Source organism: Streptomyces silvae, from assembly GCF_016745505.1.
Lineage (GTDB): Bacteria > Actinomycetota > Actinomycetes > Streptomycetales > Streptomycetaceae > Streptomyces > Streptomyces silvae.
The window spans coordinates 34,069-50,176 of the sequence record NZ_JAERUC010000064.1 but is presented as its reverse complement, the minus strand read 5'-3'; the positions used below and the strand labels follow the sequence as shown (position 1 = coordinate 50,176).

Genomic DNA, 16,108 nt, shown 5'->3' with positions numbered 1-16,108 from the left:
TTCTCGGCCGAACGCCAGAAGTTCTGGGTGGCGTTGCCGTCGAACCAGCCGGCGTCCACGGTCACGTCACCGTTGAAGGTGGTGTCGTCGGGGTTCAGGCCGAGCCCGGCGATCGAGGTGTAGAAGCCGATCTGGGCGTTGATGTTGTCGTACGTGCCCGGCTTGAACATCAGCGCGTAGCGGTCGGTGCCGAACTGGTTCGACTCCTGCTTCTTGAAGACCTCGTCGACCTTGCCCTGGATGTCAGGGGTGGACGGGTCGAAGACCAGCACGTTGGGGCCGAGGTCGCCGCCGCCGGGCAGCTCCGCGGTCTCGTCGCCGAACGCCGACTGGGCTGTGGGGAAGGCCATGAGCAGCGAAACGGCGAGCGCGGCGAAACCGACGGCCTTGGAACGGCGGTGCCGGCGAGGAGCGGTGGGGGGCGCGGAACTCGTGGGGGGAGCTTGCATGGATGACGTCTCCTGGGTCGTGGTACGGGTGCACGACGGAACCTCGAGAGAGGCGAGAGAGCGCTCTCTCGTTTCGCCGATGTAACCGCCGTCGCCCTGGACACGTCAAGAGGTGTGCATCAGGAGCCTCAACTGTTTGCCGTACGGGCAACAAATGGCTTCGGCCGTACGGCAATTGGGAGACTTTGCGCCCAGTCGGCCCGGCCCGTGAGTTCAGAGGATGACCACGCGGCGGGGCCGTCCGGTGCGTACGCGTTCAGTTCAGCAGCGCCCTGGCGGCCTGGGCGCGGTGGCGGATCGCCTCGGCGGCCGTCGGCTCGATGCCGTCGACGATCTCCGCGTACTCGTCCATCTCCGCCGCCCCGCGCAGGAACTCCCCGCGCTGCACGAGGAGCTGCGCCCGCTCGTAGCGGAGCCTCGCGGGGTGCGAGGGCAGCAGCAGGGACAGGTCGAGCGCCCACAGCGCCACATCCGTGCGCTCGGGGCGCGCCGCCGCCCAGGCCCGGATGTTGTTCAGGATCCGCAGCACCGTCTCCAGCGGCCTGGCGGGCACCTGCGTCGTCGCCGAGGGCGGCGCCCCGGTCGCCCCGGCCACCATCAGCTCCGCGTCCTCACCGCTCAGCGGGGCGCCGCCGGAGAAGGGATCGGCCAGCACCCGCTCGGCCGGGTCGCCGAACCCGACCACGTAATGGCCAGGGAGCGACAGCCCGTAGACGGGGGCACCGGCTCTCCGGGCGACCTCGATCCAGACCACGGACAGCAGGATGGGCAGGCCCCTGCGCCGCCGCAGCACCTGCTGGAGCACCGAGGAGTCCAGCCGCTGGTAGTCCTGGGAGGAGCCCGCGAAACCGCAGCGCTCGCCGAGCAGTTCGGCGAGCGCGGACGCCCACACGCGGGGCCCGCGCGCCCCGTACGGGAGGAGGCCGGCCAGCCGGTCCAGCTCGATCTGCGCCGCGTCGATGCCATGGGGATCGGCGTCCCCGGGCGCCGGAGGGGCCGCCTCCGCGCCCAGCAGCAGGCAGAGCAGCGCGAGGTCGGGCCGTTCGGCGCGGGCCTCCTCGGCGAACCGCCGCCGTCGTTCGGCCGTGGCCGGATCCTCGGCGCTCATGTGCGACACGTCCCCCTGCTGCTGTCCCCGCTACGCGGGCCGGAAGTGGTGGTAGCTGTGGTGGGTGGCGAAGCCCATGCCGTCGTACAGCGCACGGGCACCTCCATTGTCCGCCTCCACCTGGAGCCACGCGGCCGAGGCGCCCTCGTCCAGCGCCGTACGCGCCAGCGCCGTCATGACGGCCGTGGCGAGACCGCGGCGCCGCTGTGCGGGGTCCACCTCGACGGCCATGAAGCCCGCCCAGCGGCCGTCCACCACGCAGCGTCCGATCGCCGCGGGCGCCCCCGCCGGATCGTCGCCCGGCACGGAGGCGAACAGGACGGAGGGCCCGCTGCCCAGCACCGCGCGCACATGGGGCCCGGGAGTCCCGAAGCGCTGGTACCGGGAGAGCCACGCGTCGTCCGGCTCCCGGGCCAGCCGTACGGCGGAGATGTCCGTGTCCAGGTCGCCGACCGGTGCCAGCGCGGCGATCCGCACCTCGGCGGTCACCTCGCGCCGCCAGCCGTGCTCCTCCAGGCCCGCGCAGAGCCGCTCCTGCGTCCCCTCGGCTCCGGTGGCCGCCTGGATGCAGGCGGGCAGGCCCCGGTCCTCGTACCAGCGGGTGACACGCCCGAGTGCCTCGCCGAGCGGGAGACCCGGATCGCCGAGCGGCAGCACGGAGTTGGCGCGGCGGGTGAATCCGCCGGCCGCGCGCAGCCGCCACTCGCCCAGGAGTTCGCTCTCCACGGGCTGCCAGGCGCGCGCGGTCACCAGGGCGAGTTCACCGAAGGAGGCCGCGGGACCGCGGCGGCGTGCCGGGGCCGGGGGCACCACCTTGCCCGCCACCAGCGCGGATTCCGCGATGCGGATGGTCTCGCCGCTCTTCGTCGTGACCGACAGCACTCCGTCGTCCCACGATGTGAGAACGCCGACCGTGTCGGTGAACTTCGCACCCTCGCCGGGCACGTCGGCGACGCGCCGCACGGACACGCGTTTGCCCACGTCAGCGGGTGTTATGCGAACCTCGAGCCGTCCGCCGATGGTGAATTCCACAGCTCTGTCTGCCCCTCCTGTTCGGATCGTGCCCCGGAACGGAGATACTAGGGGCGGGCATCGACGACGCCGCGCTCCCGCGCGAGAGCCAACGCCCTACCGAGGAGGAACGACAGCGTGACCTACGTCATCGCGCAGCCTTGTGTCGACGTGAAGGACAAGGCCTGCATCGAAGAGTGCCCCGTCGACTGCATCTACGAGGGCTCCAGGTCCTTGTACATCCATCCGGACGAGTGCGTCGACTGTGGAGCCTGTGAGCCGGTGTGCCCGGTCGAGGCCATCTTCTACGAGGACGACACCCCGGAGGAGTGGAAGGACTACTACAAGGCGAACGTCGAGTTCTTCGACGACCTCGGCTCGCCGGGTGGTGCCTCCAAGCTGGGCCTCATCGAGCGCGACCACGCGTTCATCGCCGCGCTGCCGCCGCAGAACCAGTAAGCGGCCGCACGAGCGCCGCCCGGTCCCGTACGGCTTGTCACCGTGCGGGACCGAGGTGTTTTCCGGCCGCCACGGCCCCGTACGAGAAAGCAGAGTTCCGTGTCCGCAGCAGTTCCCGTCTCCTCCCGTCTCCCGGTCTTCCCCTGGGACAAGCTGGCGCCCTACAAGGCGACGGCCGTGGCCCATCCGGACGGCCTCGTGGACCTGTCCGTCGGTACGCCCGTCGACCCGGTGCCCGAGCTGATCCAGCAGGCGCTGATCGGCGCGGCGGACAGCCCCGGCTATCCGACGGTGTGGGGGACCGAGGCGCTGCGTGACGCCCTGACCGGCTGGGTGGAGCGCAGGCTCGGCGCGACGGGTGTGACGCACGGGAACGTGCTGCCGGTCGTCGGCTCCAAGGAGCTGGTGGCCTGGCTGCCGACCCAGCTGGGTCTCGGCGCGGGCGACAAGGTCGCCTACCCCCGGCTCGCCTACCCGACGTACGAGGTCGGGGCGCGGCTCTGCGGCGCCGAGCCCGTCGTCTACGACGACCCGACGGAGCTGGACCCTGAGGGCCTGAAGCTGCTCTGGCTCAACTCGCCGTCCAACCCGACGGGCCGCGTCCTGCCGAAGGACGAGCTGATCCGGATCGTCGCCTGGGCGCGCGAGCACGGGGTGCTGGTCTTCAGCGACGAGTGCTACCTGGAGCTCGGCTGGGAGGCCGAGCCCGTCTCCGTGCTGCACGCGGACGTCTGCGGCGGTTCGTACGAGGGCCTCGTCGCCGTCCACTCGCTCTCCAAGCGCTCCAACCTGGCCGGCTACCGCGCGGCCTTCATCGCGGGCGACGCGGCCGTCCTCGGCGAGCTGCTCCAGATCCGCAAGCACGGCGGGATGATGACGCCGGCCCCGGTCCAGGCGGCGACCGTCGCGGCGCTGGGCGACGACACGCACGTGGCGGAGCAGCGGGAGCGTTACGCGCGGCGGCGCGCGGTGCTGCGGGCCGCACTGGAGGCCCACGGCTTCCGGATCGAGCACAGCGAGGCGAGCCTCTACCTCTGGGCCACGCGCGACGAGCCCTGCTGGGAGACCGTGGCGCACCTGGCGGAGCTCGGCATCCTGGTGGCGCCGGGCGACTTCTACGGGCCGGCCGGGGACCGCTTCGTACGGGTGGCGCTGACGGCCTCGGACGAGCGGGTGGACGCGGCGGTCAAGCGGCTGTCCTAGGCGGCCTGTACGGCGGGTTTGTACGGGGCGGCTGTCCCGGGACGGCCTTGTACGGACGGCGAGCGGCTGTGCGGCGGAGCGGCTGTACGGCGAGGGGCCTCGGGAGTGCGCACTCCCGAGGCCCCTTCGCATGCCCGGCACGGTCGTGCCGTCCGGCGGATCAGCCGATCGGCAGGCCCTTGGTGGGGAGGTTCTTGGTCGGCAGGCCCTTGGTCGGGAGGGTGTCCTCCGACAGCTCGCCGTCGGCCACGGTGCCGGCCTTCTGGAGGGTCTTGCCCGCGGCGGGCAGGGTCGTGCCGACCACCTTGCCGCCGGTCTCGTTCGCCACCTCGGAGCCCTGCTTGGAGGCGGAGTCCAGCGTGCTGCTGAGTCCGGCGCCGTCCAGCGAGGTGAGGCCGCCGAGCGCGGGGGTCTGCGGCAGCCCCGCGGCACCCGCGGCTCCGGCCGCGCCGACCACGGGGGCCGCACCTGCGGCGATCAGCAGCGCGGCACGGGCGATCCGGCGGGTCAGGGGGAGGGACATGATGCTCCTTCGACGGGACGTCAACGGGTTCGCGGCGGATGTGGAATCCGCCTGTCCGGTGATCGGACGCACTGAACAACCGGTCCGGGGGCGGGGAAGGTTGCGGGGCATCAAGGCAAAGACTGGGTAATGCGTCAGATAATCCGCAACGGAGGAACCCGGGCGAACGGCGCATTCGGAGGACGCCTGATGAACCGTCACTTCCCTTGGCCCGCAAGGGAATCGGCCCGTAAGTCGGGGGTGTCGGGACGGTGGAGTCCGGCGGGCGCCCGACACCCCGTACGGACGACGGGCCGTACTACTGAGCGAGGCGCATTCGGACGGTTGTGGCGCCCGATTCCTTACGCTCCGTCCGCCAGCCCGTGTCGCTGGTCCACACCCGGCCCGCGTACGAGACCTCCGTGATCCGCAGGGTGCCGGCCCGTGCGACCGCCCAGTGGGCGAGCTCCCAGCCGTGCTGCGACGTGCTCCCGTCCCCGGCCCGCACGGGCACCGACACCGTGCCCGCCGCGGAGGAGCCCGCCGACCCGGCGGACGGCAGGACGTCCTTGCCGAAGGCGCGCACCAGGTCGGACCGCACCTCGGCCGCGTCCCCCGGGCCCTCGGCCGACGGCGCCTGCACCGAGCAGGTCAGCGAGGCGGGGGCCCGGCCGGTCAGCGCGGCGGCCAGCAGTGTGGCGTCCGGCTCGTGCTTGGCGTACGCCTGCGGGAAGCCGCTCTTCTGCACCCGCTGGGCCGCGACGGTCAGCGGCAGCCGCGAGTAGCCCGGGACCTCGGCGAGGTGCTCGTAGAACTTCCCCGACGCGTAGACCGGGTCCATGATCTGCGCGGGCGTCCCCCACCCCTGCGAGGGGCGCTGCTGGAAGAGCCCCAGCGAGTCCCGGTCGCCGTGGTCGAGGTTGCGCAGCGCGGACTCCTGGAGCGCGGTCGCCAGGGCGATGGTCACCGCGCGCTCCGGCAGCCCGCGTGTGGTGCCCACGGCGGAGATCGTGGCGGCGTTGGCCGCCTGGTCGGGGCTCAGCTCGTACGTACGCCCCTCGCCGCCGTCGGCGGGGCCCACGGTGCAGCGGGGTGAGCCCTTGTTGCCGGAGAGGTACTGCACGGCCAGATAGCCGGCCAGCGCCACGAGCACGGCGAGGGCGGCCGCGACGCGGAGGAGGCGGCTACGTCGGGGAGAGGAGCTGGACCGGGGCACGGGGCCCACCGTACTGGAGGGTAGGACCGGGGCGGAGAGCTCGGTCCCTTAGGCTCGTGACCATGGATGGACACACGCTCGACCTCGCCCTGGACGGGCCGGAGCTCACCGCCCGGCTGGTCGACTTCCCGTCGGTCAGCGGGCAGGAGAAGGACCTCGCCGACGCCATCGAGGCGGTCCTGCGCCCGCTGCCGCACCTGACTGTCGACCGGCACGGCAACAACATCGTGGCCAGGACCCGGCTGGGCCGTGCCGAGCGTGTCGTGCTCGCCGGGCACATCGACACCGTCCCGATCGCGGACAACGTGCCGTCCAGGCTCGACGGCGACGGCGTGCTGTGGGGCTGCGGGACCTCCGACATGAAGTCGGGCGTCGCCGTGCAGCTGCGCATCGCGGCGACGGTGCCGGAGCCCAACCGCGACCTCACGTTCATCTTCTACGACAACGAAGAGGTCGCCGCCCACCTCAACGGCCTCGGGCACGTGGCCGAGGCGCACCCCGAGTGGCTCGACGCGGACTTCGCGGTCCTCCTGGAGGGCTCCAACGGCGAGGTCGAGGGAGGCTGCCAGGGCACCCTCCGCGTCCATCTGCGGTTCGCGGGCGAGCGCTCGCACTCCGCGCGCGGCTGGATGGGGTCCAACGCGATCCACGCGGCCGCCCCCGCGCTGGCCCGGCTGGCCGCGTACGAGCCGCGCCGCCCGGTCATCGACGGGCTGGAGTACCGCGAGGGGCTCAACGCCGTGGGCATCGAGGGAGGCGTGGCCACCAACGTCATCCCGGACGCCTGCACCCTCGTCGTGAACTACCGCTACGCCCCCGACATCACGGCCGAGGAGGCCGAGGCGCACGTCCAGGAGGTCTTCGCGGACTGCGGCGTCGCCGAGTTCGTCGTGGACGACCACACCGGTGCCGCGATGCCCGGGCTCTCGCACCCGGCGGCCAAGGCGTTCATGGACGCGGTCGGCGGCGTCGCACGGCCCAAGTTCGGCTGGACGGACGTGTCCCGTTTCGGCTCCCTGGGCATCCCCGCGGTGAACTACGGCCCCGGTGACCCGCTGTACGCCCACAAGCGCGACGAGCATGTGCGCGTCGAGCGGATCACGCACTGCGAGGAGCGCCTCCGCTCCTGGCTCACCAGCTGACTCACGGCATTCCCCTGCGCGTAACCTCGGCCGATCTACGCTGAAGCGACACACGCACATCGCAGGTCGGCGGAGGGAGCAGGTCATGGGCAACCCGGAGGACGCACGGATCCCCGAGGGCGCGCAGATTCCCGAGGGTGCGGTGAAGCCGGAGGAACAGCGACTGGGTCCGGTACTGCGCCGCAGGGACCAGGTCCAGCCGGGCACGACCGATCAGCGGCTGCTGGATTCCGAGGGCGACTCGGAATGGGTCCACACCGACCCCTGGCGGGTCATGCGGATCCAGTCCGAGTTCGTCGAGGGCTTCGGCGCGCTGGCGGAACTGCCCAGCGCCATCAGCGTCTTCGGCTCGGCCCGCACACCGGCGGGCGGACCGGACTACGAGGCGGGCGTACAGATCGGCAAGGCGCTCGTCGAGGCAGGCTTCGCCGTCATCACGGGCGGCGGCCCCGGCGCGATGGAGGCGGCGAACAAGGGGGCCAGGGAGGCCAAGGGCGTCTCGGTCGGGCTGGGCATCGAGTTGCCCTTCGAGTCCGGGCTGAATCCACATGTCGACATCGGCGTCAACTTCCGGTACTTCTTCGTCAGAAAGACGATGTTTGTGAAGTATGCCCAGGGATTCGTCGTCCTGCCGGGCGGCCTGGGCACGCTGGACGAGCTCTTCGAGGCGCTGACCCTGGTGCAGACGGGCAAGGTGACGCGCTTCCCGATCGTCCTGTTCGGTACGGCGTACTGGGGTGGCCTGGTCGACTGGCTGCGGGACACCGTGGTCGCGGGCGGCAAGGCGTCCGAGCACGACCTCATGCTGTTCCACGTCACGGACGACGTGGACGAGGCGGTCCGGCTGGTGACGAAGGAAGTCGGCCGGTAGCAGGGGCAGGGCGGGGCAGGGGCCGGGTGGCTCCCTGCCCCCGCTCGCCCGTACGGCCGTGGGGGAGCGGCGTACGGGTCTACGCGAGGCCGCGCCGTGCGACCGCCGGCGGCCGGTGTCCCGCGATGGACGCCACCATGTCCAGGACCTGCCGGGTCTCGGCGACCTCGTGCACCCGGTACACCTGCGCCCCCAGCCACGCCGACACGGCCGTCGTGGCGAGCGTGCCGATCACACGCTCCTTGACCGGCCTGTCGAGGGTCTCCCCGACGAAGTCCTTGTTGGAGAGCGAGACCAGGACGGGCCAGCCCGTCGCCGTCATCTCCTCCAGCCGGCGCGTCGCCTCCAGGGAGTGCCGGGTGTTCTTCCCGAAGTCGTGCCCCGGGTCGATCATGATCCCGTCCGGCCTGACCCCGAGCTCCACGGCCCGCTCGGCGAGCCCCAGGGTCACCCGCAGGATGTCCGCCATCACATCGTCGTACGCGACCCGGTGCGGCCGGGTCCGGGGCTCGGCGCCGCCCGCGTGCGTGCACACCAGCCCCGCTCCGTACCGCGCGGCCACCTCCGCCAGCTTCGGGTCGACGCCGCCCCACGCGTCGTTCAGCACGTCGGCCCCGGCCTCGCAGACGGCCTCGCCCACGTCGTGCCGCCAGGTGTCCACGCTGATCACGACGTCCGGGTGACGACGGCGCACCTCGGCGACGAAGCCGACCGTGCGGCGCGCCTCCTCCTGGGCCGAGACCTCCTCGCCGGGGCCCGCCTTCACCCCGCCGATGTCGATGATCGCGGCGCCCTCGGCGACGGCCTGCTCGACCCGGGAGAGCGCCGGTTCGTCGCGGAACGTGGCCCCCTGGTCGTAGAAGGAATCGGGAGTCCGGTTCACGATCGCCATGATCACCGGCTCGTGCGGCCCGAACTCCCGCCGCCCCAGCCTGAGCACACCGCTTCGCATCCCTCTTCCTCCCTGTAGTCCGCCTGCGACCCTAACTGTCGGTGCCGCATGGCACGATCTGACCTGGACAGGTATTCCGCCCCCAGGGAGATGCGCGTGTTCTGGTTCTTGCTGCTGACGATGGTCGTGGTCGTGGCCGCGGTCACCCTGGCGGTGGTCGGTGGAGGCGGGAGCGCGGTGCTGCAGGAGGTCGAGCCCGAGCGGCTCACCGACCCGCTGCCCGCGAACCGGCCCGTCGGCCGTGCCGATGTCGAGGCCATGCGGCTGCCCATGGCCGTACGCGGCTACCGCATGACCGACGTGGACGAGGCCCTCGGCAGGCTGGGGGCGGAGCTCGCCGAGCGGGACGCCCACATCGCCGAGCTGGAGTCGGCGCTCGCCGGGGCCCAGGCGACCGCGGTGAACGGCCCGGACCTGTTCAAGCGGCCGGGCGAGGCGCCCGCCGCCGAGGACGGACCGCAGGACCGGGAGGACGGCCGATGAGCGGCGCCGAACCGGCCGGGGACGGGCGTCCGCGCTGCCCCTGGGGCCTGTCCACCGAGGACTACCTCGTCTACCACGACACCGAGTGGGGCCGCCCCGTCCACGGCGACGACGCCCTCTTCGAGCGGCTCTGCCTGGAGGCGTTCCAGTCGGGGCTGTCCTGGCTGACGATCCTGCGCCGCCGCGAGGGCTTCCGCAGCGCGTTCGCCGGATTCAAGATCTCCGCCGTGGCGGAGTTCACCGACGCCGACAGGGAGCGCCTCCTCGGCGACGCCGGCATCATCCGCAACCGCGCGAAGATCGACGCCACCCTCGCCAACGCCAAGGTGCTGGCCGGCTGGGGCGAGGGTGAGCTCGACGCGCTCATCTGGTCGTACGCACCCGATCCGGCCACGCGGCCGGCCCCCAGGGTCCTCGCCGACGTGCCGGCGGTCACCCCGGAGTCCACCGCGCTGGCCAAGGAGCTGAAGAAGCGGTCCATCCGCTTCGTCGGCCCCACGACCGCGTACGCCCTGATGCAGGCCTGCGGGCTCGTCGACGACCACCTGGCCGACTGCGTGGCCCGGGGCGGCGGCCGGTAAGCCCTGCCGGCCGCCCGCCGCCCTCCCCGCTACCTGCCGAGGTACTTCGGCGGCTGCTTGGCGAGGAACGCCTCGACCGCGATCGTGTGGTCCTGCGACGCGCCCGCCCTCGTCTGGAGTTCGTCCTCCTTCTCCAGCGCCTCGGGGAGCGTGTGCCCGGCGCCGTACGCCATGGACGCCTTCAGGGCCGCGTAGGCCACCGTCGGCCCGTCCGCCAAGGCGCGGGCCACCGCCTGGGCCTCCTTCGCCAGGTCGGCCGCGGGCACCACCTTGTTCACCAGGCCCAGCTCGTACGCCTCCTGGGCGGAGATCGAGCGCGGGAAGAACAGCAGGTCGGCCGCGCGGCTCTGGCCGATCAGCCGCGGCAGTGTCCAGGAGACGCCGGAGTCGGCGGTCAGCGCGACACCCGCGAAGGACGTGTTGAAGGCGGCGGTGTCGGCGACCACGCGGTAGTCGGCGGCGAGCGCGAAGCCGAAGCCCGCCCCCGCGGCGACCCCGTTGACCCCCGCGACGACGGGCTTCTCCATCTCGGTGAGGGCGCGGACGATGGGGTTGTAGTGCTCGCGCACCGTGCTCAGCGCGTTGCCGCCGTCCGACTCGCGGGCCTCGGAGAGCTTGGCGACGTGCTCCTTGAGGTCCTGGCCGACGCAGAAGGCGCGCCCGGTGGCGGTGAGCAGAACCGCGCGCACGGCGGAGTCGTCCGCGACCCTCAGCAGCGCGTCGCGGAGCGCGACCTTCGCGGCGGTGTTCATGGCGTTCATCGCGTCGGGGCGATTGATCGTGATCGTCGCGAGCCCGTCGCTCACGTCGGTGAGCACCGTGTCAGCCGTGTCGGCCATGTGCAGGGTCTCCTTACGGGTCCGGCGTCGTGCCTGTCCAGGCAAGCATGGCGGACTTCGGGGGCACGGGACATGTGACCTGCGTCTAACGATTGGACTTCGGCTGGGGGCCGACGGCGGCGCAGTATCGCAGTTGGATCGCCGAATTGAGTGGTTTTGAGAGAGCGCGTTGCGCAAGCGATGCCGACCGATGTTGGTCATCGGGGTCCCTGATGCGGGATAATGCGGAGGAAGCATTGTGTTCGACGCCGGTGAGGCAGCGCCTGTCATGGGGCCGCCGGCTGCGATGAGCTGGTTTCAGGAAGGGGAACGAGCATGGCGGCCATGAAGCCGCGGACGGGCGACGGCCCGCTCGAGGTGACAAAGGAGGGGCGGGGCATCGTCATGCGCGTTCCGCTCGAAGGCGGCGGTCGGCTTGTCGTCGAGCTGACTCCGGACGAGGCCGATGCACTCGGTGACGCGCTGAAGAAGGTCGTCGGCTGAGGCGGAGGCGCCCACACTTCACCACTGCCCCGGCACGGACTCCGTGCCGGGGCAGTGGTGCGCCGGGGGCAGGGTGGCGGGGGCGCTTTCGAGCCGGGGGCGGACCAGGGCCGCGTGGGAGCCGGAGGCGGACGGGGGTCAGCCGCGCCGTACCGCGCACAGCAGGCCGTCGCCCACCGGCAGCAGTGTCGCCATGAGCTCCTGGCTCTCGCGCACGGCCCGCAGCAGTTCGCGCAGGCGCAGCACCTCGGCCGGCTGCGCGGCCGAGTCGATCGTGCGGCCGTCGGCGAAGACGCCCTCGAAACAGACCAGGCCGCCCGGCCGCAGCAGGCGCAACGATTCAGCGAGGCAGTCGAGGCTCTCCAGGCGGTCGCCGTCGCAGAAGACGAGGTCGTATCCGCCGTCCGCGAGCCGCGGCAGTACGTCGAGGGCGCGCCCCGGGATGAAACGGGCCCGGTTCGTGGCGAAGCCCGCGGCACGGAAGGCCTCCCGGGCGAACTGCTGGCGCTCGGGCTCCGGGTCGACGGTGGTCAGTACGCCGTCCGGGCGCATGCCCTGCAGCAGATAGATACCGGACACGCCGGTTCCGGTGCCGATCTCGGCCACGGCTTTGGCGTCCGCCGTGGCAGCGAGCAGGCGCAGTGCCGCACCGGTGCCTGACGACACCGGGCGGAGCCCTGTCTCGTGGGCCCGGTCCCGGGCCCAGAGCAGAGCTTCTTCCTCGGCGACAAAGGCGTCGGCGAATGCCCAGCTCGTCTGCCGGTTGGCGGTAATGACCCTCTCCTGTCCCCGTAGTTGGCGCAACGGTGACTGTATCCGCTGGACCCGGGAACCCGCAGATGGGACCAGGCGTTAGGAGGGGGCAGGGGAGAACACGTGGACCGGGCCCTGTGGCCTGGCCCGGAATGTGCCTCTTGCTCCCGGGAGACCGGGACACCAGCAGGTAAAAAGGCTTATCCGGAGCTAACGGGCGAGGTGGCTATGGTAGGGGCTCCACTGGACACCACCAGAGCCGATAGGGGAGGTGCGGCTGCGCCTGTGGATCGGAGAGGTGCGCTGCGGCGTCTTCTCAGGTCGGCGGGTGAGCCGAAATCCGTGACCGACATTGCTGACCGTTCTTCCAACGATTCCGCACCGACCGCGACCTTCGCCTCAGATGCGGATTCACAGGCGTGGACCCCGCCCTCATGGGAAGAGATCGTCAGCACGCACAGCGCCCGGGTGTACCGCCTGGCCTACCGGCTGACGGGTAACCAGCACGACGCCGAGGACCTCACCCAGGAAGTCTTCGTCCGTGTCTTCCGGTCGCTGTCGACCTACACGCCGGGCACTTTCGAGGGCTGGCTGCACAGGATCACGACGAATCTCTTCCTGGACATGGTCCGCCGCAAGCAGCGGATCCGTTTCGACTCCCTCGGCGACGACGCGGCCGAGCGGCTGCCGAGCCGTGAGCCCTCCCCGCAGCAGGTCTTCAACGACACGCACTTCGACGCGGACGTCCAGCAGGCGCTGGACACGCTCGCGCCCGAGTTCCGTGCGGCGGTCGTGCTCTGCGACATCGAGGGACTCTCGTACGAGGAGATCGCCGCCACGCTCGGCGTCAAGCTCGGGACGGTGCGCAGCCGTATCCACCGTGGCCGTTCGCACCTGCGCAAGGCGCTCAAGCACCGTTCGCCCGAGGCCCGCGCCGAGCAGCGTTCCCTCGCGGACGCGGTCCTGGCAGGGGAGGGCGGCACGGCGTGAGTGGCACAGGTCCGACCCCCGCGGAGCAGCATCTGGGGGACCGCCTCGCCGCGCTTGTCGACGGCGAGCTCAAACACGATGCCCGGGAGCGGGTCCTGGCCCATCTGGCGACCTGTTCCAGGTGCAAGGCCGAGGCCGATGCCCAGCGGCGGCTGAAGAGCGCCTTCGCGACCTCCGCCGCGCCTTCGCCCTCCGAGGGCTTCCTCGCCCGTCTGCAGGGCCTCCCCGGGGGCCCCAGCGGCGGTGACGACGGTCCGGGCGACGGGCCGCGCGGCCGCCGGCGCTTCGGGGACGGGGTCTTCCCGGTGGTGCACCCCGGCGGGCCCGGCGAACAGCCGCGCTCCCCGCTGGACGGCTTCGGATATCTCCCCACCGCCCACGGCTCGACCGCCGTGCTGCCGGGCGGCGCGTCCGGTACGGGCTTCCGCATCCACGACGTGGCCCGGGAGCCGGACCGTTCCCCCTGGCGCGCCCGGCGCTTCGCCTTCGTCGCGGCCAGCGCGGTCTCGCTCGCGGCCATCGCGCTGGGAGGCTCCCTCCCGCTCGACCACAGCCCCGACTCACCGCTCAGCGCCGAGGGCACGGGCAGCAATGTGACCCCCCTCGACGCCGAGGAGCGGACCGGCACCGCCAGTGCGGCGGCCAGCCGCAGCGGTGGCGGCGCACTCGCCGCCGGAGAGGGACAGGACCTCCGGCCGAGCGCCGCGCCGTCCTCGTCCGCCCGGCCGGTGCCCGCCTCCGCGCCCTCGCTGCTGAGCACCTCGGCCCTCACCGGGGGCACGTTCGCCTTCCCCGTGCTGAACGTGACCGTGCCGCCGCTGATACGCCCGACCGACGCCGGCCCGCTGTACTCGCCGGGGCTCGGCGCGAGCGCGGACCCGAAGCCGTCCGCGCCGTCCGCGACGGCCTCCGCCCCGCCGCTGTACGACCGCGCGATGCCGCTCACCCCGCTGCGCTGACCAGGACCCTGCGCGGGGATTCGCAAACCTGGTTGAATTCCGGGAGGGACGCCTCCGTGAGGCGTGCAAGGGCCAGTTGCGGGGAGAGCATGGACGACGGGAAGCCCAGCGGGCCGAAGACGAAGTGGTGGAGCCGTCCCTCCGGGGAACGGCACCGTCAGGCCGGCCCGGAGGACGCGTCGCCCGACGCGGGCACGGTCCCGCCCCCGGGCGGGGAGCGCGGAGAGGCGGCGGCCGGTCGACCGGCCGCGCCCACGGCTGCGGCCGGAGTACCGCCCACGCCCGAGGACGACGACGGCGACTTCACCCCGGCACCGCCCGCCCCCCGGCAGCAGGCCTCCGCGCCGCCGGCCGCGGAACCGGCGGCGCCCGCACCGGCGGTCAGTGCATCCACGGGCCCCGCGCCCACGGCCGACGGACCCATGGACACCGCGCCCGGCGCACTCATGGGCCCCGCACCCACGGACACCCGGCTCATGGACCCCGCGCCCCTCGCCGCCGCGCCGGCGGACACCGCGCCCTCCGCCGCCGAGCCCCCGCACCGTACGGGGCCCCTGCACGCGCCCGACGAGTACAGCACCCCGCCGTACGGCGGCCCGGGGCCCTGGGCGCCCGCGCCGCCCGTGCAGCGCCCCGTGGCGACCCCGGCCCACGGGACCCCCGTACCGCCGCCGTACGCGGGGACGAACGGCCACGGTGTGGCCGCGCACCTCCCCGCGCCCGTGCCCGTCCCGGACGCCCAGGGACACGCCGAGGGCTGGCCGCCCCCGCCCCCGGGGCACACCGTGCCGCCGCAGCACACGGCGGCCCAGCCCGGTCAGCAGCCCCCCGTACAGGACCAGCAGAGCCCGCAGCAGCCCTCGCAGTGGCTGCGGTACGACCCCTGGGGCGCGCCCCAGCAGCCGCTGAGCCACCCCGGCCCGGGCCAGGGGACGGACGCCCCGCCGCGCAGGGGCCGCCCCGGCTCGCTCCTCGTCGGCGCCGCGCTGCTCGCCCTCGTGGCCGGCGGGATCGGCGGCGGCATCGGCGCGTACGTCGAGCGCAACGGCGGGCTGACCACGGTCGAACTGCCCCAGGCCGGCCGGGACAGCGGCGGCCGGGCGCCCGACAGCGTCGCCGGGATCGCCTCCAGCGCCCTGCCCAGCGTGGTCACCCTGCATGTCAACGGCACCGCCGAGTCCGGCACCGGCACCGGCTTCGTCCTCGACGACAGGGGCCACATCCTGACCAACAACCATGTGGTCGCCCCCGCCGGCTCCACCGGCGACATCACCGTCACGTTCAGCGGCGGGGAGAGCGCCCCGGCCGAGATCGTCGGCAAGGACAGCGGCTACGACCTGGCCGTCGTCAAGGTGACCGGCGTCTCGGGCCTCAAGCCGCTGCCCCTGGGCAACTCCGACAACGTGCAGGTGGGCGACCCGGTGGTGGCCATCGGCGCCCCCTTCGACCTCTCCAACACCGTCACCTCCGGCATCATCAGCGCCAAGCAGCGGCCCATCACCGCGGGCGGTGAGAAGGGCGACGGGACCGACGTCAGTTACGTCGACGCACTGCAGACCGACGCGCCGATCAACCCGGGCAACTCCGGCGGCCCCCTGGTCGACACCGAGGCCCGGGTCATCGGCATCAACAGCGCCATCCGCGCGGCCGACAGCGGATCAGGTCTCGACGGTGGCCAGTCCGGCTCCATCGGGCTCGGCTTCGCGATACCGATCAACCAGGGCAAGCGGGTCGCCGAGGAGCTGATCAACACCGGAAAGGCCACCCACCCCGTGATCGGCGTCACGCTGGACATGGAGTTCACCGGCGACGGCGCCAAGGTCGGAGGCAAGGTGTCCGACGGCGGAGCGGCCGTGACCAAGGGCGGCCCGGCCGACAAGGCGGGCATCAGGACGGGCGACATCATCACCGAGGTGGAGGGCCAGCGCGTGCACAGCGGCGAGGAACTCATCGTCAAGATCCGCGCCCACCGGCCCGGTGACCAGCTCCGGCTCGTCCTGACCCGCGGTGGCAAAGACCTGTCCATGACGTTGACCCTGGGGTCGGCGAGCGGCACCTGACAGCCACCGGCAGGTACCGCACGGACAGCTTCGCCGGGTACCGTGGA

General features: G+C 72.6%; 17 protein-coding genes and 1 pseudogene. 10 read left to right on the top strand and 8 right to left on the bottom strand.

Going from position 1 to position 16,108, the window contains the following annotated elements; genetic code table 11:
- The 3 genes and pseudogenes from JKV81_RS08515 to JKV81_RS08505 all read right to left on the bottom strand — a co-directional run.
- Positions 1-449: pseudogene (locus JKV81_RS08515) on the bottom strand (coagulation factor 5/8 type domain-containing protein); the annotation flags it as partial.
- Between the two features lie 256 nt (positions 450-705).
- Positions 706-1,557, bottom strand: a complete 852-nt coding sequence (locus JKV81_RS08510) for a transglutaminase-like domain-containing protein (RefSeq protein WP_202075300.1) — start codon at positions 1,555-1,557, stop codon at positions 706-708.
- 30 nt (positions 1,558-1,587) lie between these two features.
- Complete coding sequence (locus JKV81_RS08505) at positions 1,588-2,589, bottom strand: GNAT family N-acetyltransferase (protein ID WP_202075299.1); 1,002 nt, start codon at positions 2,587-2,589, stop codon at positions 1,588-1,590.
- Positions 2,590-2,706: 117 nt separating this feature from the next.
- Here JKV81_RS08505 and fdxA point away from each other — a divergent pair, with 117 nt between their 5' ends.
- The gene (gene fdxA, locus JKV81_RS08500; protein WP_014154250.1) at positions 2,707-3,027 is read left to right on the top strand and encodes a ferredoxin; all 321 of its coding nucleotides are present in this window, start codon (positions 2,707-2,709) and stop codon (positions 3,025-3,027) included.
- 99 nt (positions 3,028-3,126) lie between these two features.
- Complete coding sequence (gene dapC, locus JKV81_RS08495; protein WP_124274542.1) at positions 3,127-4,230, top strand: succinyldiaminopimelate transaminase; 1,104 nt, start codon at positions 3,127-3,129, stop codon at positions 4,228-4,230.
- 160 nt (positions 4,231-4,390) lie between these two features.
- On the opposite strand, the gene JKV81_RS08490 is transcribed toward dapC, so the two are convergent.
- Both JKV81_RS08490 and JKV81_RS08485 read right to left on the bottom strand, forming a co-directional pair.
- A complete protein-coding gene (locus JKV81_RS08490) occupies positions 4,391-4,753 on the bottom strand; it encodes an ATP-binding protein (RefSeq protein ID WP_129265312.1) in 363 nt (120 codons plus the stop codon).
- A 298-nt stretch (positions 4,754-5,051) separates the two neighbouring features.
- The gene (locus JKV81_RS08485) at positions 5,052-5,948 is read right to left on the bottom strand and encodes a VldE C-terminal domain-containing protein (RefSeq protein WP_129265313.1); all 897 of its coding nucleotides are present in this window, start codon (positions 5,946-5,948) and stop codon (positions 5,052-5,054) included.
- 62 nt (positions 5,949-6,010) lie between these two features.
- Here JKV81_RS08485 and dapE point away from each other — a divergent pair, with 62 nt between their 5' ends.
- Positions 6,011-7,090 (top strand): succinyl-diaminopimelate desuccinylase, encoded by a 1,080-nt coding sequence (gene dapE, locus JKV81_RS08480; protein WP_129265314.1) that lies wholly within the window; start codon positions 6,011-6,013, stop codon positions 7,088-7,090.
- Between the two features lie 85 nt (positions 7,091-7,175).
- A complete protein-coding gene (locus tag JKV81_RS08475; protein ID WP_014154245.1) occupies positions 7,176-7,961 on the top strand; it encodes an LOG family protein in 786 nt (261 codons plus the stop codon).
- 79 nt (positions 7,962-8,040) lie between these two features.
- On the opposite strand, the gene folP is transcribed toward JKV81_RS08475, so the two are convergent.
- Positions 8,041-8,901 carry a dihydropteroate synthase gene (gene folP, locus JKV81_RS08470; protein ID WP_202075303.1) on the bottom strand — a complete coding sequence of 287 codons (861 nt, stop codon included), beginning with the start codon at positions 8,899-8,901 and terminating at the stop codon, positions 8,041-8,043.
- Positions 8,902-9,003: 102 nt separating this feature from the next.
- Here folP and JKV81_RS08465 point away from each other — a divergent pair, with 102 nt between their 5' ends.
- Both JKV81_RS08465 and JKV81_RS08460 read left to right on the top strand, forming a co-directional pair.
- Complete coding sequence (locus JKV81_RS08465) at positions 9,004-9,396, top strand: DivIVA domain-containing protein (RefSeq protein WP_236055848.1); 393 nt, start codon at positions 9,004-9,006, stop codon at positions 9,394-9,396.
- The gene (locus JKV81_RS08460) at positions 9,393-9,977 is read left to right on the top strand and encodes a DNA-3-methyladenine glycosylase I (RefSeq protein WP_129265317.1); all 585 of its coding nucleotides are present in this window, start codon (positions 9,393-9,395) and stop codon (positions 9,975-9,977) included. Before JKV81_RS08465 ends, JKV81_RS08460 begins: the two co-directional genes overlap by 4 nt.
- Positions 9,978-10,006: 29 nt before the next feature.
- On the opposite strand, the gene chcB is transcribed toward JKV81_RS08460, so the two are convergent.
- Positions 10,007-10,816: a 2-cyclohexenylcarbonyl CoA isomerase gene (gene chcB, locus JKV81_RS08455; protein ID WP_202075297.1), complete on the bottom strand. Its 810-nt coding sequence runs from the start codon at positions 10,814-10,816 to the stop codon at positions 10,007-10,009.
- Positions 10,817-11,131: 315 nt separating this feature from the next.
- Between chcB and JKV81_RS08450 the strand changes: the two genes are divergently transcribed.
- Complete coding sequence (locus JKV81_RS08450) at positions 11,132-11,299, top strand: DUF3117 domain-containing protein (RefSeq protein WP_003966491.1); 168 nt, start codon at positions 11,132-11,134, stop codon at positions 11,297-11,299.
- 138 nt (positions 11,300-11,437) lie between these two features.
- On the opposite strand, the gene JKV81_RS08445 is transcribed toward JKV81_RS08450, so the two are convergent.
- Positions 11,438-12,103 (bottom strand): O-methyltransferase, encoded by a 666-nt coding sequence (locus JKV81_RS08445; RefSeq protein WP_099174635.1) that lies wholly within the window; start codon positions 12,101-12,103, stop codon positions 11,438-11,440.
- A gap of 177 nt (positions 12,104-12,280) precedes the next feature.
- On the opposite strand from JKV81_RS08445, the gene sigE reads away from it, so the two are divergent.
- The 3 genes from sigE (at position 12,281) to JKV81_RS08430 (ending at position 16,061) form a co-directional block, all read left to right on the top strand.
- Positions 12,281-13,042, top strand: coding sequence for an RNA polymerase sigma factor SigE (sigE, locus tag JKV81_RS08440; protein ID WP_187281819.1), 762 nt, complete (start codon positions 12,281-12,283; stop codon positions 13,040-13,042).
- Positions 13,039-14,001: an anti-sigma factor family protein gene (locus JKV81_RS08435; RefSeq protein WP_202075296.1), complete on the top strand. Its 963-nt coding sequence runs from the start codon at positions 13,039-13,041 to the stop codon at positions 13,999-14,001. The genes sigE and JKV81_RS08435 overlap by 4 nt, the downstream gene beginning before the upstream one ends.
- Positions 14,002-14,090: 89 nt before the next feature.
- Positions 14,091-16,061, top strand: a complete 1,971-nt coding sequence (locus JKV81_RS08430) for a trypsin-like peptidase domain-containing protein (RefSeq protein WP_202075295.1) — start codon at positions 14,091-14,093, stop codon at positions 16,059-16,061.
- Positions 16,062-16,108 lie beyond the last annotated feature (47 nt).

Coding starts and splice junctions, on each gene's coding strand:
- JKV81_RS08450 (WP_003966491.1), top strand. CDS start 11,132: ATGGCGGCCATGAAGCCGCGGACGGGCGACGGCCCGCTCGAGGTGACA.
- dapE (WP_129265314.1), top strand. CDS start 6,011: ATGGATGGACACACGCTCGACCTCGCCCTGGACGGGCCGGAGCTCACC.
- sigE (WP_187281819.1), top strand. CDS start 12,281: ATGGTAGGGGCTCCACTGGACACCACCAGAGCCGATAGGGGAGGTGCG.
- JKV81_RS08490 (WP_129265312.1), bottom strand. CDS start 4,753: ATGTCCCTCCCCCTGACCCGCCGGATCGCCCGTGCCGCGCTGCTGATC.
- JKV81_RS08465 (WP_236055848.1), top strand. CDS start 9,004: ATGCGCGTGTTCTGGTTCTTGCTGCTGACGATGGTCGTGGTCGTGGCC.
- JKV81_RS08430 (WP_202075295.1), top strand. CDS start 14,091: ATGGACGACGGGAAGCCCAGCGGGCCGAAGACGAAGTGGTGGAGCCGT.
- JKV81_RS08510 (WP_202075300.1), bottom strand. CDS start 1,557: ATGAGCGCCGAGGATCCGGCCACGGCCGAACGACGGCGGCGGTTCGCC.
- JKV81_RS08475 (WP_014154245.1), top strand. CDS start 7,176: ATGGGCAACCCGGAGGACGCACGGATCCCCGAGGGCGCGCAGATTCCC.
- chcB (WP_202075297.1), bottom strand. CDS start 10,816: ATGGCCGACACGGCTGACACGGTGCTCACCGACGTGAGCGACGGGCTC.
- JKV81_RS08460 (WP_129265317.1), top strand. CDS start 9,393: ATGAGCGGCGCCGAACCGGCCGGGGACGGGCGTCCGCGCTGCCCCTGG.